This window comes from Streptomyces sp. NPDC045778, assembly GCF_056431945.1.
Genome location: NZ_JBWKJZ010000037.1, coordinates 19,968 through 34,745 on the forward strand (window position 1 = coordinate 19,968; position 14,778 = coordinate 34,745).

General features: G+C 72.0%; 15 protein-coding genes. 8 read left to right on the forward strand and 7 right to left on the reverse strand.

The features are described from left to right. The first annotated feature begins 32 nt into the window (after nucleotides 1–32). Genes AC07GB_RS33735 through AC07GB_RS33750 form a run of 4 tightly spaced genes read left to right on the forward strand, consistent with a single transcriptional unit; the run spans nucleotide 33 to nucleotide 3,584 of the window. Nucleotides 33–1,436 carry an MFS transporter gene (locus AC07GB_RS33735; RefSeq protein ID WP_478852230.1) on the forward strand — a complete coding sequence of 468 codons (1,404 nt, stop codon included), beginning with the start codon at nucleotides 33–35 and terminating at the stop codon, nucleotides 1,434–1,436. A gap of 50 nt (nucleotides 1,437–1,486) precedes the next feature. Further along, complete coding sequence (locus AC07GB_RS33740; RefSeq protein ID WP_478852232.1) at nucleotides 1,487–2,095, forward strand: VOC family protein; 609 nt, start codon at nucleotides 1,487–1,489, stop codon at nucleotides 2,093–2,095. Continuing rightward, nucleotides 2,092–2,346 carry a hypothetical protein gene (locus AC07GB_RS33745; protein WP_478852234.1) on the forward strand — a complete coding sequence of 85 codons (255 nt, stop codon included), beginning with the start codon at nucleotides 2,092–2,094 and terminating at the stop codon, nucleotides 2,344–2,346. The genes AC07GB_RS33740 and AC07GB_RS33745 overlap by 4 nt, the downstream gene beginning before the upstream one ends. Beyond that, nucleotides 2,343–3,584 carry an FAD-dependent monooxygenase gene (locus AC07GB_RS33750; RefSeq protein ID WP_478852236.1) on the forward strand — a complete coding sequence of 414 codons (1,242 nt, stop codon included), beginning with the start codon at nucleotides 2,343–2,345 and terminating at the stop codon, nucleotides 3,582–3,584. The genes AC07GB_RS33745 and AC07GB_RS33750 overlap by 4 nt, the downstream gene beginning before the upstream one ends. 49 nt (nucleotides 3,585–3,633) lie before the next feature. On the opposite strand, the gene AC07GB_RS33755 is transcribed toward AC07GB_RS33750, so the two are convergent. From AC07GB_RS33755 to AC07GB_RS33780, 6 genes are all read right to left on the reverse strand, one after another. Further along, nucleotides 3,634–4,500 (reverse strand): LysR family transcriptional regulator, encoded by an 867-nt coding sequence (locus AC07GB_RS33755; RefSeq protein ID WP_478852238.1) that lies wholly within the window; start codon nucleotides 4,498–4,500, stop codon nucleotides 3,634–3,636. Nucleotides 4,501–4,830: 330 nt separating this feature from the next. Further along, nucleotides 4,831–5,832, reverse strand: coding sequence for a zinc-dependent alcohol dehydrogenase family protein (locus tag AC07GB_RS33760; RefSeq protein ID WP_478852240.1), 1,002 nt, complete (start codon nucleotides 5,830–5,832; stop codon nucleotides 4,831–4,833). A 94-nt stretch (nucleotides 5,833–5,926) separates the two neighbouring features. Then, complete coding sequence (locus AC07GB_RS33765; protein ID WP_478852242.1) at nucleotides 5,927–6,625, reverse strand: HAD family phosphatase; 699 nt, start codon at nucleotides 6,623–6,625, stop codon at nucleotides 5,927–5,929. A gap of 5 nt (nucleotides 6,626–6,630) precedes the next feature. Beyond that, on the reverse strand, nucleotides 6,631–7,398 hold the full coding sequence (locus AC07GB_RS33770) for a carboxymuconolactone decarboxylase family protein (RefSeq protein WP_478852243.1): 768 nt from the start codon (nucleotides 7,396–7,398) through the stop codon (nucleotides 6,631–6,633). A gap of 96 nt (nucleotides 7,399–7,494) precedes the next feature. Continuing rightward, complete coding sequence (locus tag AC07GB_RS33775) at nucleotides 7,495–8,352, reverse strand: AfsA-related hotdog domain-containing protein (protein ID WP_478852244.1); 858 nt, start codon at nucleotides 8,350–8,352, stop codon at nucleotides 7,495–7,497. 33 nt (nucleotides 8,353–8,385) lie between these two features. After that, entirely contained in the window at nucleotides 8,386–9,681 is a 1,296-nt protein-coding gene (locus AC07GB_RS33780) for a hypothetical protein (protein ID WP_478852246.1), read from the reverse strand. A gap of 776 nt (nucleotides 9,682–10,457) precedes the next feature. Here AC07GB_RS33780 and panD point away from each other — a divergent pair. The 3 genes from panD to AC07GB_RS33795 all read left to right on the forward strand — a co-directional run bounded on the left by panD (nucleotide 10,458) and on the right by AC07GB_RS33795 (nucleotide 12,162). Next, complete coding sequence (panD, locus tag AC07GB_RS33785; protein WP_478852248.1) at nucleotides 10,458–10,883, forward strand: aspartate 1-decarboxylase; 426 nt, start codon at nucleotides 10,458–10,460, stop codon at nucleotides 10,881–10,883. Between the two features lie 273 nt (nucleotides 10,884–11,156). After that, nucleotides 11,157–11,813, forward strand: coding sequence for an aspartate/glutamate racemase family protein (locus tag AC07GB_RS33790; protein ID WP_478852336.1), 657 nt, complete (start codon nucleotides 11,157–11,159; stop codon nucleotides 11,811–11,813). Nucleotides 11,814–11,943: 130 nt separating this feature from the next. Continuing rightward, nucleotides 11,944–12,162: a hypothetical protein gene (locus AC07GB_RS33795; RefSeq protein WP_478852250.1), complete on the forward strand. Its 219-nt coding sequence runs from the start codon at nucleotides 11,944–11,946 to the stop codon at nucleotides 12,160–12,162. Between the two features lie 16 nt (nucleotides 12,163–12,178). On the opposite strand, the gene gndA is transcribed toward AC07GB_RS33795, so the two are convergent. Then, entirely contained in the window at nucleotides 12,179–13,618 is a 1,440-nt protein-coding gene (gndA, locus tag AC07GB_RS33800; RefSeq protein ID WP_478852252.1) for an NADP-dependent phosphogluconate dehydrogenase, read from the reverse strand. A 173-nt stretch (nucleotides 13,619–13,791) separates the two neighbouring features. Here gndA and AC07GB_RS33805 point away from each other — a divergent pair, with 173 nt between their 5' ends. Next, nucleotides 13,792–14,763, forward strand: a complete 972-nt coding sequence (locus tag AC07GB_RS33805; protein WP_478852254.1) for an acetylxylan esterase — start codon at nucleotides 13,792–13,794, stop codon at nucleotides 14,761–14,763. The last annotated feature ends 15 nt before the right edge of the window (nucleotides 14,764–14,778 follow it).

Here is a 14,778-nt window from a genome sequence, read left to right on the forward strand (position 1 = left end):
CCTTTGGTGCTTCAGAAACGAAGGAGAAAAACATGTCGACGCAGGCGGAAGCCGTTTCCGTCGCACCGGCGCGAATCGAGAAGCCCTCGGCGACCCTGCTGATCGGACTCTCGCTCGGCTACTTCATGGTCCTGCTGGACACGACGATCGTCGCCGTGGCGCTGCCCGCCATCTCCGATTCGCTGCACGTCGGCCTCAGCGGCTTGCAGTGGGTCACCAACGGCTACACCATCACCTTCGCCGCCCTGCTGCTCACCGCCGGCTGGCTGTCCGACCGGCTCGGCGGCCGCAGGACCTTCCTCTACGGCCTCGTGGCCTTCGGCGTCCTGTCCGGTGTCTGTGCCGCCGCCGGCTCCCTGGGCGCCCTGGTCGCCCTGCGCCTCGCTCTCGGCGCGGCCGGCGCGCTGATGCTTCCCGCCTCGCTCGCCGTGATCACCAACGCCTACAGCGACCCGGCCGACCGCGCCCGCGCCGTCGGCAACTGGGCGGCGATCACCGGGGTGGCTCTCGCGGCAGGCCCCCTGGTCGGCGGTGCGCTCACCGACTCCGTCGGCTGGCGCGCGATCTTCCTCATCAATGTGCCGCTGGCGCTGATCAGCTTCGTCATCACCCTGCGCCTGGCTCCGGAGACCCCGCGCAAGCAGCGCAGCGGTCTGGACATCACCGGCCAGCTCAGCGCCGTCGCCACCCTCGGCGCGCTGTCGTACGCGCTGATCGAGGGCCCCGCCAAGGGGTGGGGCGGCGGCCCGGTGGTCGGCGCCTTCGTCCTTGCGGCCCTCGCGGCCGCGGTGTTCGTCGCCGCTGAGGCACGGGCGAAGGACGCGGCGATGCTGCCGCTGCGCATGTTCCGCAGCCGGGGCTTCTCCACCGCCCTCGGCGTGGGCCTGATCGCGAACTTCGGCCTGTCCGGACTGCTGTTCGTCCTTTCGCTGTTCTTCCAGGAGGGCCGGCACTACTCCTCGCTCAGCGCCGGTCTGGCCTTCCTGCCGCTGACCCTGCCCACCGCCTTCAACCCCATCTACACCGGGCGGCTCGTCGGCCGCGTCGGCCCGCGCCGCCCGGCCGCCTTCGGGTTCGTCCTGATGGGCGTCGGCGCCCTGCTCCAGGCTCCGTTCACCGGTGACTCCGGGCTCGACCTCGGCGTCACCGTGGCCGGCCTTCTGGCCTTCGGCTTCGGCGTGTCCTTCGCCCTGCCCGCCCTGGTCGCGGGCATGGCGAGTTCCGTACCCGCCGACCTGGCCGGCATCGGTGCCGGCGCGCTCAACTCGGCCCGCCAGGTCGGCGCCCTCCTCGGCGTGGCCGTCCTCGGCGTGGTGCTCAACCTGTCCTCGACCAGCGCCGACGGCACCAGGTGGGCGCTCGTCGCCGGCGGTCTGAGCCTGCTGTTCGGGTCGGCCGTCGCCTGGACCGGGCTCAAGGGCCGCACCGCGAGCTGAACCGGAGCGGCCCCGGCCCGCGGCGCCCCGCCCCCATCCCAGGAGGAGCATTGACTTCCCTCTCACCGTCCACCCGCCCCGGGGCCGGCGCACCAGCTCCGCGCGTCCACGGGGTCGACCATCTCGCGTACGTCACCTGGAAGCCCCGCGCCACCGTCGAGTTCTACACCCAGGCCCTCGGCATGCCCCTGGTGCACGCCATCACCGCCAACGGCTGGGTCACCGAGGACTACCCGGACTTCGTGCACTTCTTCTTCGACGCGGGGGCAGGCAACCGCATCGCCTTCTTCTACTACTTCGGCCTGCCCGAGGAGAGGGCCCCCAGCGACCTCATGCACCGCTCCCGCCACGTGGCTTTCCACGTCGACACGGAGGACGAACTCCACCTCTGGCGCGCGCGGTTGAAGGCGCACGGCATCCGTGTCACCCGGCCGCTCGCCCACGAACTCATCGAGTCGGTCTACTTCGACGACCCCAACGGCATCCAGCTGGAGATCACCCGCCCTCTGCGCGCGATGTCCGCCATCGACGCCCGGGACGCCGAACTGACGGTCAGGGCGCTCGCCGACGTCGCCGAGTCCCCGCTCCCTTCGGTGGAATCGCTGTGGCGGCGCAAGGCGGAACTGATCCGCAAGAGCGCGGAAGGAGCCGAGCGGTGAGCCTCGCCCTGTACGTGCTCGACGTGCCCGAGTTCCAGCCCGTGCTGCGTGCCGCCGGGGCCGCAGGCCTGACCCCGCGTCAGGTCGGTGACTACGTCGAGCTGCGCACGGACGAGCCGGAGGCCGTGCTCCGCCGCGACGACGCGGTGATCCGCACCGCGGTGTGGCACGCGGCCCTCACCGGTGGCCTCGACGGCCGCATCGTCAGCTTCACCTCCGACACCCTCCACCTCGCCAAGGAGCCGGGATGAGCACGAGCACGGGCAGTTCCCCACGTCACCCGGTCCTCGTCGTGGGCGCGGGCCCGGCGGGCCTCAGCGCCGCCCTGGCCCTGCGCGCCGCCGGCCTGCCCGCCGTGGTCCTGGAACGCCGTACGGAGGGCGCCGTCCGGCCCGGCAGCCGAGCGGCCTATCTCCACGGTGCCTCGCTGCGCGAACTGGAGCGGCTCAGCCCGGGACTCGGCCACGAGGTGGCAGGCCGCGGTCTGCTCTGGACGACGAAACGCTCGTATTGGGCGGGCAAGGAGATCTACGTCCGCACCTACCCGCAGTCGACGCGTGCGGGACTGCCGCACTTCACGAGTCTGCCGCAGGTGATCACCGAGGACCTGATGGCCGCCGCCTGCCGCGAGCAGGGCGTGGCGTTCCACCGGGACGTGGAGGTGACCTCGGCGCGGAGCACTCCCGAGGGCGTCCTGCTCACGGACTCGGCCGGCCGCGAGTGGCAGGCCGACTACGTGGTGGCCGCCGACGGCTCGCGCTCCGTGCTGCGCGCCGCGGCCGGCAGCCCGCTGGAGGGGCCGCGCTCCCGGAACACCTTCGTGGTGGTCGACCTCGACGACGACCCGGAGCACCACCCCCTGCCGAGGGAGCGGGTCTTCCACTACCGGCACCCGGAGCTGGGTGGCCGCAACGTACTGACCCTGCCCTTCGCGGGCGGGTGGCGGGTCGATCTGAACCTTCTGGCGCACGACGATCCGCAGCGGTTCCTCTCGCCGGAGGGCCTGCGCCGCTGGATCCCGCGGGTCCTGCCGGAGGCGTACGGCGAACGGGTCAGCTGGGTCTCCACGTACCGGTTCGCCCAGCAGGTCGCCGCCGACTTCACGGACGTGCACCGGCGGATCCTGCTGACCGGCGAGGCGTCCCACCTGTTCGCCCCGTTCGGCGCCCGGGGCATGAACTCCAGCATTCCCGACGCGGTCCGGGCGGTGGGGGCGGTGGTGCGGGCGCTGGAAGCGGGCCGTGACCGGGCCGCCGCCGGGGCGGCTGTCAGCCGCTTCGCCGCGGAGCGCAGGGAGGCGGCGGTCTACAACCGCGCCTGTGCCAGTGCCGCGCTGGACCACATGCTGGCCCGTCGCCCCTCCCTCCGGCTCCGGCAGCGCGCGGCGGCAGCGGTCGCCACAGCGGGCCGCAGGGCGGGCGCGTGGCTGGACTCCGCGCCGTACGGGCCCAAGCTGGCCGCGCGCGGGGCGGCCCGCGGCTCGTACTGACCGGCGGTGGATCCGCCTCCGTCGCGCGCGGGGAGGGGGCCGGCGCCGCTCAGGGCGGGGAGACGGGGGAGCTTTCCAGGATGGTCCGGGCCGCTGTCCGCGCCGCGTCCACGACGGACTCGCCGGCCGTGGCGGAGAGGGCCAGGTACACCGGCAGAGGCGCGGGCGGGGCTCCCAGGGCGCCGGGCGGCGCCTGGCGGATCGCCGGTTGCCGCACGTGGGTGTTCGCGCCCAGGGCCGTGTAGGCCAAGCCGGCCTGGACGGACGCCAGCAGGGTCAGCGGGTCGGAGCACCCGGTGAGGGAGTACCAGGGGACGCTGTTGCGGTTGAGCGTCTCGGCGATGTGCACGCTGAGCGCCGAGCTGCCGCCGAGCAGGGCGACGGGTATCCGGCCCCCGGCCGTGAGCGGGGCGCGGCCGAACCAGTCGAGCCGCAGCCGCCCCAGCAGCTCGGAGCGGGGAGTGGCCGTGCCGAGCAGCAACGCCGCTTCGAGCTTCCCCGCGCGGACTCCGTCGGCGAGCGCGGCGCTCTGGCCCGTGACCATCGAGCACCGCACCTGGGGCCGCTCCACCGCCAGGCGGGTGAGCATCGTGCCAAGGCCCTCGGTGAGGTGGGTCGAGCAGCCCATGGTGAACGAGTCCCGGCTGGACAGCGCCGACACGCGGCTGAGGACGTCGTTGTTCAACATGAGGACGCGCCGGGCGTGCGCCACCAGTTCCCGGCCGACCGGGGTGAGTCGCGGGGGCCGCTTGGCGCGCTGGAAGACGGGTGCCTGGACGATCGACTCCAGGCGCTGGATCTGTTGGCTGATGGTCGGCTGTGTGACGTGGAGCGACTGTGCGGCCCGGGAGAACCCGTCCTCGTTGACGACGGCCAGCAGAGTGCGGAGAAGCTTCACTTCGATGTCGCGCTGCATCGTTGACTCACACCTGTTCCGGTGGTGACGGTGTCGCCCGCCCCTTGGGCCCACCATGCCGGTGGGCACGGACGATCCACCGTCACCGCCTTGCGGGAGCTGCTGCCTCGATGGGCGGCCAGTCCCACTATGAGTCGTCCGGCCGACGCGTTGCCATCCCTGTTGGCACAACGGGGTTTCCCGTCCTCCCGACGCGTCGACCAGCGAGTACGTCGGGGAGGGCGGCCATATTTACCCTGACGGAGAAAGCCGCCCTACCCATGACGGTCGGCCCCGCGGAACCGCGCGCGCGTCCTTCCGAGGAACTCAGCCCGCGCCCTTCGGCGGAACTCAGCCCGCGTCGACGACGACCTTGCCCACGTGTGCGCCGGACTCCAGGTACCGGTACGCCTCGTCGATCTCGTCGAACCCGAATCGCTTGTCGATCACTGGGTGCAGGCCGTGTCGCTCGACGGCTCGGTTCATCTCCTCGAACGACTCCCGGCCGGCGTTGGTGAGACCTCTCAGGGTGAGCTGCTTGGCGAGCACCCGCAGCGGATCGATGCCGCTGCCGTGCGTCAGCACCCCCACGACGCTGATGTGCCCGCCCATCCGGGCGGCGTCGATGGACTGGGGGAGGGTTCCCGCGCCTCCCACGTCGACGACGTGGTCGACGCCCCCGGCGGTCAGCTCGGCCGCCGCGGTTCCCCACCCGGGCGTCCTCTCGTAGTTGATGACATCCGTGGCGCCGAGCGCCCGCAGCGTCTCCAGCTTCCTGTCGGAGCTGGAGGTGGCGATGACCCGGGCACCGGCCAGCGACGCGAATTGCAGAGCGAACGTCGAGACCCCGCCGCTGCCCAGGGTGAGCAGGCTCCGGCCGGGCGTCGGCCGGCCTTCCTCCAGCACCGCTCGCCACGCGGTGAGACCCGCGCTGGGCAGGGTGGCGGCCGCGCCGAAGTCGAGGTGCGACGGTACGGCGACGACGGCGTCCTCGCCGAACGTCACGTACTCCGCCAGCACACCGTCCACCGTGCCGCCGAGTTCGTCCGCGGTCTTGCCGGGGGTTCCCGGACCCGAGAGCCACCGCGGGAAGTAGACGCCGACGACGCGGTCGCCCGGCGACCACCGGGTCACGTCCGTGCCGACCCGCACGACCTCGCCCGCCCCGTCGGACAGCGCCACCACGTCGGGCTTCACGGGCTTCGGATACAGCCCTTTGGCGATCATCAGGTCACGGAAGTTGACCGACCATCCGCGCATGCGGACGAGTATCTGACCGGGCCCGGGTTCGGGGACGTCACGTTCCCGCTGAACCAACCCGGCACCCGGCTTCGCTATGCAGAAGAACTTCACGATCGATCCAAGTCTCGATGAGGAGTGGAGAGCAGGGAGAAGGAAGTTGGGATAAAGGGGGGAGAGGGAAGTAGGGGGTGAGTGGGCGAAGGCGTCACTTCGTCGTGTTCCAGTGGCTCGACGTGGCGAGTTCGCCGTCGACGCGCCTCAGCAGCTGCGGAGTGATCTCGCCGAGCGAGCTGACGATGTGCCGCACCCCGTCCTCGGCCATGAACCGGCGCTGGCGCCGATGAGCGGCGCTGCTGGGAAAGCCGATGAAGCCGGAGCCGTGCTCCCGCGCGGCCTCGGCCACCCGGCTGACGTCGTCGATGAAGACCGCCTCGTCGAAGGCGCAGCCGACGACGTCGCGCACGATCCGCGTGACGCCCGGCCTGTGCTCGTTGATGCTCACGTAGGGGTGCTCGGGGTCGAGGAGGTCCACCACGTGCCCGAGGTGCCGGTCGAAGGTGTGCTGCCGGTCACGGCCGCCGTAGCAGAGCACGCGGACGTCGAGGTTCCGCAGCGATGCCAGGAGGTCCACCACGCCGTCGTTGACCTTGACGGGGTGCTCGCGCAGGTACGCGTCCCGCTCCGCCCAGATCGCCGCGAGCACCTCCGGGACCGGCTGGTCGAGGCCGCACAGCCGCCCGACGCGTTCGGCGACGACCACGTCCCGCAGGCCGACGACATCCCGCTCGGCCTGAGCGTCGTAGTGGCCGCCGTGGCGGGTGACGAAACGCTCGATGACGGCCAGGTAGGTGTCATTGATGAGTACGCCGTCGCAGTCGACCGCGACGAGACGGACCTTGCGCATCCCGTTCATCGTTGCCCGACGCGGTCCGCGAACACCTGCCGCGCCACGGCCATGGCGTTCAGTGCTGCCGGGAATCCGGCGTAGAACGCCACGTGCAGCACCGTCTCGACCACCTGCTGCCGGGTTCCGCCGACGTTCAGCAGGCCGTGGATGTGCACCTTCAGCTGCGGCAGTGCCGAGCCGAGCGCGGTGCAGGCCGCCACCGTGACGATCTCCCGGTGGCGCAGGTCCAGGTGCGGCCGGGGGTAGATCTCTCCGAAGGTGAACTCGATGATGTACCGCGCGAGGTCGGGTGCGATGTCCTGGAGGGCCGCCACCACCTCTGCGCCCGCGTCTCCGTCCACCTGCTCCATGACGGCGAGGCCGCGTGCGTACCGGTCGTCCGCCGCGCCCGAGGGCCGCGCGGGCTCCGCCGCGTCCGCGCCGGACCTGTCGTCCGCGCCCCCCGGCGGGGCGAGCAGGTCCTTCGCCGCGAGGAGGGCGTTGAGCACGGCCGGGAATCCCGCGAAGGAGCTGACCTGGATGATGGACTCGATGATCTGCCGCCGGTCGCAGCCGACATTCAGCGCGGCCTTGACGTGGAACTGGAGCTGGGCGGACGCGTAGCCGAGGGCGGTCAGCGCGCCGATGGTGGCCAACTGCCGTTCCGCAAGGGTGAGTCCTTCCCTGTGGTAGACGTTCCCGTAGATGAACGCGACGCACTGCTCGCCGAACGCGCCCTCGTCCACGCTCTCGAACAGGTCGAGAACCGCCGGGCGCTCCAGTTCGCCCATCCGCTGTATCAGATGCAGTCCCCGATCGAAATCCGACCTCGGTGCGGACCCCTGCGTTTCGACCATCTGTCGTTTCCTTTCTCCGCCCGTCAGGGCCTATGCGTCCGGGGTCAGTTGCGATCGGGTGGCCCCGGCTGCCTTGCGGTGTTCCAGGACGTCTACGCGTTCCTGTTCGACCATGGAGTACTCGATGTCGGCCCTGGCCACGACTCCGCCGTTCTGGCACGCCGACGTCGTCGTACGGAACCGAAGGCTGGACTTCTTCTCCCCGTCGAACTCGGTGATCTCGGAGCGTACTTCCGCGTGCAGCGGGAAGAGGAAATTGTCGAAGCTTATGTCGATGCGGTGCCAGATGCCCGCATAGCCGGAGAAGGGCAGCCCGGGCCGGTGGCTCGTCTCGAACTGCGCGGTGCAGATCTGCCGCATGGCTTCGACGATCAGCATTCCCGGCACATGCCGCGTGGTGTGATGGTCCAGCAGGTGTTCGTTGTCCTTGTGGATGCGGAGCCCGGCCGCGCAGTGCGTTTTCGAGAAGTTCCGGAGATCCGCGAGCAGGACGTTCTCCGCGCGATGCTTGTGCACCACCGGAGGCCGTACGGGCCGGGAGAGGGGAAGCTCCGGGGTGGCGAGGCGCATTCCGGAGCCGTTCCCGGTCACGCCGCCGACCAGCAGCGCGTCCAGGTCCGATCGCTCGATTCCCTGACCGAGGTGAAGCACCCATGCGCCGTCGGTCCGTTCGGTTTTCGCGCCGGCCAACGCGACGCACTCCGAGACCGTCAGCACCTGCTCGCCGTCGGCGAACCGCGCGAACCTGTCCGCCACCAGAACGACATGGCGTAAGGCACCCTCCCCGTGTTCGCCTTCCGGTCCTGACCGTCCCGGTCGACCCCGATCGTGTCGACCCCGGTCCTGTCGGCCCCGACCCGCGGCGGCGCCCGCCGATTCATCCAGCACGATGTTCCCCCTTCGACACCGGGCCCCCCGATGTCACACAGACATTTGTGCGCTCGACAAGGAATCCATCAGGTCCCGTGCCGCCTTGGAGCGATGCCACCGTGGGGCGGCGAGTTCCGCTGCCACCGCTTTCAGCACCGCTCGCACCATGTCGGGCTGCCCGCCGACATCCGTGGAGAGGAACGGTTCCAACTCGGCGGCAGCGCCGTCCAGCTCGCCCAGTCGCAGCCGGGCCCGCGCCCTCTCGATCCGGATCATCAGCTCCATCACCTCCCACCGGTGCTCCGGCGCCAGCGCCCCGTACGCCTGGCGCGCGGTGTGCAGTTCCTTCAGCGCGAGTTCGGTACGCCCCACCGAAAGGAGTGAGGTGCCCGCCATGTAGTGCCGCCGGTCTTTGCTGATGTTGAAGAACCGGTCCTCGTCGGCGACGGCCGGGTCGGCGTCCTCGATCCTCGCCCAGCGCCCGATGGCGTCGAGGACCCGCTGTTCGGCCTGGACGGATGCCCACCCGCGTGCTTCCGCGAGGATCAGGGGCCCGTCGGCCATCCCTTTGCCGGCCTCGGCGGCCAGCCCGTCCGCGGCGAGGCGGGCGGACTCGGCGCCGTTCCCCGCCCAGTACTCCACCCGCGCCTGGGCGGTGCGGACCCAGCGCCGCGCGAGCTGGTCATCGGCGTACTGGTGATAGAGCCAGGCCGCGGAGTTGAGTTCCTGCGCGGTGCCGTACCGCCCCAGGTCCGCGGCGGTCCAGGCCATCATCGCGCAGCACTTCGCGCTCATCACGTACAGATCCCGTGTCTGCTTCGGCCGCTGCCGGTTCTTCAACAGGGCGGCGATCCGCTCGCGCACCAAAGACAACTGGCGGAGAACGGACGCGGGTGGCGCGTGCGCGTAGGCGTTGCCGAGGTAGTTCATGTCGGTCCACAGGTCGTCCAGCTGGACGTCGTCGACGTTCGTCTGCGTCAGAGTCATCGCTTCGGCCAGCACGTTCTCCCCGACGGCCGCGGTCATGCGCGGGGGTGCGGTCTCCGCACTCCCTGGCGGCTGATGCGGGGGCACCGCACCTGACGGCGCGCCGGACGCTCCCGCCGCGTGGTACTCGGCGAGATGGCCGGGTGGCAGCTGCTCCAGATCGCGGAGGTCGAGAAGGTCCCGGAAGCCGGCGCCGTACACCTGGGCCAGGATGCGCAGCGCGGGCAGGGTCGGCCGGACGCCCCGGTCCGGCCACTGCTCGTACTCCCAGATGCGGGAGCCGCGCATGCCCGCGCCCGCGTCCCCGCGTACGACGTTGTAGTGCCGGGCCGCCTGGTCGAGCGACAGGTCGGCTGCCAAGCGCCATGCGGTGCGCGGCCGGATCTGGCATTGCGCGATCAAGTGTTCCGCGACGCGGGGGCGGATGGCCTCCCCGGGAAACCCCAGAGCGGCCAGGCGATCACGTATCTGCCTGCGATGTGCTTTGCTTCCGGGCTTGGCCTGGCGACCCATTCCTCCTCCAACGATGCCGAATTTGCTGTGCGTGGAGATGTGCGCCGAGGGGACGGAAGGAACCCTGTCGGCGTACGGAGAATTGACGCTCCGTCACGGCAGTGGCAACTGGGGAGGGTTTCCCTACCGGAAACGACTGTACGAAGCGCGGTGGAGGCACTCAATGATGTTCTTCCGCTGTCGACAGGAACGAGCCAGCTTCCCGGTGCGGCGGAGATCAAGAGGAATGGTTCCGGTTCGCCGCTGATCAGCCGCAAGAATCGGAACTCTCCCAGGGGAGGAAAACAGGCGGGCGGTATCTGCAGGTGGACGTTGGCAGGAACGCCCCCTGGCGTCATATCCCCGGCGTGTCGCTCCATGCTGTACGAGCCGAAAGGGTGTACTCGGCCGCGTGTGCACCGGAAAGGCCGATCGCGCGGTGCGCCGGTCAAATTCTACGCATTCTTTGCAGGGTTATGGGCGAGTCCTTACCGTCATGCGCATGGCGATGGAGAGAGCGCGGCCTCGGAACATTCCCGCCGCCCGGCGGGGGCCGACCCGGGGGGCGGCGGGATGTAGGGTGCGGCCGTAGCACTTGACCTGCAAGAAGGCAGGCAGGGAGCCCACACCCCAGGAGTACTCCGATGCTTCGCACCATGTTCAAGTCCAAGATCCACCGCGCCACGGTGACCCAGGCCGATCTGCACTACGTCGGGTCCGTCACCATCGACGCCGACCTCCTGGAGGCGGCCGACCTGCTGCCCGGAGAGCTGGTCCACATCGTCGACGTCACCAACGGCGCCCGACTGGAGACCTACACCATCGAGGGCGAGCGCGGCAGCGGTGTCATCGGGATCAACGGCGCGGCCGCGCACCTCGTGCACCCCGGCGACAAGGTGATCATCATCAGCTACGCCCAGGTCGAGGACGCCGAGGCCCGTGCGCTGCGGCCACGGGTCGTGCACGTCGACGAGGGCAACCGCGTCGTGGCCCTCGGCGACGACGCCGCCGCGCCGGTGCCGGGCGCCCCCGACATGGCACGCTCCCCGCAGGCGGCGGCGCGCCCCTAGCGACCCGCGCGGGCCCGCCGCGGCGCGCGGCCCAGCCACCCGCGCGCGGCGGCGCCCGCCGGGCGACGGAGCGGTACGGAGACACGGGCGCCCCGGCGGGCGCGGCGAGGAGCAGGGTCGATGAGCGACACCGGGGCGGCCGGGCGGCCGTTCGGCATCCGGGGCGACAGGGCGCGCGGAGCCCTGCTCGCCGGGGAGGACGGGCAGGCCCTCGGGCGGATCGCCCCCCTTCCCCCTGGCCGCGCCCACCGGGGCCGAGGGCGGCCCGTCGCCATGGTGACCCTCGCGCTCCTGCACACCTCGCCCGTCCACGTGCCCGTCTTCGACGCGCTCCGGGACGAGGACCACCCGGGCCTCGCGCTGCGCCACCTCGTGCACGGGGAACTGCTCGACCGCGCCCGCGAGGAGGGTCCCGAGGCCGTCGCGGACCAGCTCGGGGCGGTCCTGGAGCGGGCCGTCGCCGACGGCGCGGGCGCCGTCCTGTGCACCTGCTCGACGATCGGCGGCGTCGCCGAGGCCCGCGCCGCGGCCCTGGGCGTGCCCGTGCTGCGCGTCGACCGGCCCATGGCGGCCGCCGCCGTCGCGGCGGGCCCGGCGGTCACCGTCCTCGCCACGGTCGCCAGCACGCTCGCACCCACCGCCGCCCTCCTGGCGGAGGAGGCCGGGCGCGCCGCGCGCCCCGTCGACGTACGGACCGTCGTGGTGGACGGCGCGTGGGAGCGCTTCGAGGCAGGGGACCAGGACGGCTATCTGCGTCTGATCGCCGCCGCCGTCGAACGGGCCGACGCCGACGGCGCCGATGTCGTCGTGCTCGCCCAGGCCTCGATGGCGGGCGCCGCCGCCCGCTGCGCCGTCCGGGTGCCGGTCCTCGCGAGCCCGCGGCCCGGACTGCGTGCCGCCGCCGTGCTGTGCGGGCGGCCGAGCGCCTAGGACGGGCCCGCCGAAAGGAGTGGACTCGGCGCGCGGGGGCACGCGAGGCGGGAGAGAGTGGAAGCGGCCGGCTCGCCTCCGCACCTCGGGGCCGGTCGCCCCGCGCCCTCACGAAACGCCGGGAGGAAGCATGACCAACCCGTTCCCCGACCCCGTCCCGCCGGGCCCCACCCCGGGCCCCCGCCCCGATCCGGTCCCTGACCCGGCCCCGGCCCCGGAGCCGACGCCCGACCCGAGGCCCGCCCCGGGACCCGTGCCGGTGCCGCAGCCCCCGCCGTCCCCGGTGCCGAAGCCGCCGGGCCCGGACCCCGTACCGGATCCGGACCCGACGCCCGAGCCGATGAGCTAGCCCGTACCGGTACGGGCTACGCCTCGACCTCCGAGCGGTCACCGCCCCACAGCGTGTGGAACGAGCCCTCGCGGTCCGTCCGGCGGTAGGTGTGCGCGCCGAAGTAGTCCCGCTGCCCCTGCGTGAGCGCCGCGGGCAGCCGCTCCGCGCGCAGCGCGTCGTAGTACGCGAGCGCCGCCGCGAAGCCCGGCGCGGGCACGCCCTGCCGGGTCGCGGCGACGAGCACCGCGCGCCAGTCGTCCTGCGCCGCGCCGATCTCGCGCGCGAAGCCCTCGTCGGCGAGGAGGCTCGGCAGGTCGCCACGCGCGTCGTACGCGGCGCGGATGCGGTCGAGGAAGGCCGCGCGGATGATGCAGCCGCCGCGCCAGATCGAGGCGACAGCGCCCAGGTCGATGTCCCAGCCGTACTCCTCGCTGCCCGCCGCGATCTCGTGGAAGCCCTGCGTGTACGACACGATCTTCGAGGCGTACAGCGCCTGCTCGACGCGGTCGGCGAAGGCCGCGGCCTCCTCCTTGGACAGCGGCTCGGCGGACGGGCCCGCGAGGCCGCGCGAGGCCGCGCGCAGCTGGGTGTGCCCGGACACCGAGCGGGCGAACACCGCCTCCGCGATGCCCGACACCGGCACGCCCAGGTCAAGCGCGATCTGTACGGTCCAGCGCCCGGTGCCCTTCTGCTCGGCCTGGTCCGCCACCACGTCCACGAACGGCTTGCCCGTCGCGGCGTCCACGTGCGCGAGGACCTCGGCGGTGATCTCGATCAGGTAGGAGTCGAGCCGCCCCTGGTTCCAGGTGCGGAAGATGCCGGCGATCTCGGCGGGGGAGTAGCCCGCCACCTCGCGCAGCAGCTGGTACGCCTCGGCGATCAGCTGCATGTCCGCGTACTCGATGCCGTTGTGCACCATCTTCACGAAGTGGCCCGCGCCGTCCGGGCCGATGTGCGCCGTGCAGGGGCTGCCGTCGGCGGCCTTCGCGGAGATCTTCTCCAGCATCGGGCCGAGCGCCGCGTACGACTCCGCGGAGCCGCCGGGCATGATGCTCGGGCCGTTGAGCGCGCCCTCCTCGCCGCCGGAGACGCCGGCGCCGACGAAGTGGATGCCCAGGTCGCGCAGTTCGCGCTCGCGGCGCCGGGTGTCCGCGAAGTGCGCGTTGCCGCCGTCCACGATCATGTCGCCCGGTTCCAGCAGCGGCGCGAACTCCTTGATGACGGCGTCCGTCGGCTCGCCCGCCTTCACCATGACGACCAGGCGCCGCGGGCGCTCCAGGGCCGCCACGAACTCCTTCGCGGTCTCCGTGTACACGAAGTCGCCCTCGTCGCCGAACTCCTCGACCAGCGCCCGGGCCTTGGCGGCGGTGCGGTTGTGCACGGCGACCGTGAAGCCGTTGCGGGCGAAGTTGCGGGCGAGGTTGCGCCCCATCACCGCGAGCCCCGTGACGCCGATCTGCGCTGAACTGCTCATGTGCTAGCTCCTGGGTTCCTGGAGATCCGAAGGACCGTGACGGTCCGGCGCGCCGACTGACCTGCCGCTCATGTCAGGGGCGGCGCGTGTGTCGTAGGTAACGCGCCCGCCCGTCAGTATCACTCCGCGGCGTACCGTGACCTTGGACACCGTGCCCGAAGGAGGAGCCGCCCGTGCCCCATTTCGACCTGCCGCTCGACCAACTGCGCCAGTACCGCCCGGAGCTGCCCGAACCCGAGGACTTCGACGCCTTCTGGGAGAAGACCCTCGCCGCCGCGCGGGAGCACGACCTCGACGCCCGGTTCGAGCCCGTGGACGTGCCGCTCGCCTCGGTCGACGTCTTCGACGTGACCTTCGCGGGCTTCGGCGGCCACCCCGTCAAGGGCTGGCTGCTGCTCCCCGCGGGGGCGCGCGAGCCGCTGCCCGCCGTGGTCGAGTACATCGGGTACGGCGGCGGCCGGGGCCTGCCGCACGAGCGGCTGCTGTGGTCGGCGGCCGGGTTCGCGCACTTCATCATGGACACGCGGGGACAGGGCAGCGGCGGCTCGGTGGGCGAAACCCCCGATCCGGTGGGGAGTGCTCCGGCGTACCCGGGCTTCGTGACGCGCGGGGTCGAGGACCCGCACGCGTACTACTACCGGCGCGTCTTCACCGACGCCGTGCGCGCCGTCGAGGCCGTGCGCGCGCATCCGCTGGTGGACGCTGCGCGCGTGGCCGCGGTCGGCGACAGCCAGGGCGGCGGCATCACGCTCGCCGTCGGCGGGCTCGTGCCGGACCTCGCCGCGATCTGCCCGAACGTGCCGTTCCTGTGCGACTTCCCGCGTGCGGCGACGCTCACCGCCCGGCCTCCCTACCAGGAGATCGGCCTGTATCTGCGGGCGCACAGGGGGAGCGAGGACCGGGTGTTCCGCACGCTCGCGTACTTCGACGGCGTGCACTTCGCGGCGCGCGGCCGTGCGCCCGCGCTGTTCTCGGCCGCCCTGGAGGACGAGACCTGCCCGCCGTCGACGGTCTTCGCCGCCTTCAACGCCTACGCCGGCGCCGAGCGGTCGATGGAGGTCTACCGCTTCAACGACCACGAAGGAGGGGGCGTCTTCCTCCAGGATGTGCAACTCCGTTGGCTTCCGGGGCATTTGAGGAACTGACCAGTTCAACGCCCT

Excerpts from the sequence above, each read along its gene's own strand:
- AC07GB_RS33735 (WP_478852230.1), top strand. The coding sequence starts at position 33 with ATGTCGACGCAGGCGGAAGCCGTTTCCGTCGCACCGGCGCGAATCGAG.
- AC07GB_RS33750 (WP_478852236.1), top strand. The coding sequence starts at position 2,343 with ATGAGCACGAGCACGGGCAGTTCCCCACGTCACCCGGTCCTCGTCGTG.
- AC07GB_RS33755 (WP_478852238.1), bottom strand. The coding sequence starts at position 4,500 with ATGCAGCGCGACATCGAAGTGAAGCTTCTCCGCACTCTGCTGGCCGTC.
- AC07GB_RS33765 (WP_478852242.1), bottom strand. The coding sequence starts at position 6,625 with ATGCGCAAGGTCCGTCTCGTCGCGGTCGACTGCGACGGCGTACTCATC.
- AC07GB_RS33770 (WP_478852243.1), bottom strand. The coding sequence starts at position 7,398 with ATGGGCGAACTGGAGCGCCCGGCGGTTCTCGACCTGTTCGAGAGCGTG.
- panD (WP_478852248.1), top strand. The coding sequence starts at position 10,458 with ATGCTTCGCACCATGTTCAAGTCCAAGATCCACCGCGCCACGGTGACC.
- AC07GB_RS33790 (WP_478852336.1), top strand. The coding sequence starts at position 11,157 with ATGGTGACCCTCGCGCTCCTGCACACCTCGCCCGTCCACGTGCCCGTC.
- AC07GB_RS33795 (WP_478852250.1), top strand. The coding sequence starts at position 11,944 with ATGACCAACCCGTTCCCCGACCCCGTCCCGCCGGGCCCCACCCCGGGC.
- gndA (WP_478852252.1), bottom strand. The coding sequence starts at position 13,618 with ATGAGCAGTTCAGCGCAGATCGGCGTCACGGGGCTCGCGGTGATGGGG.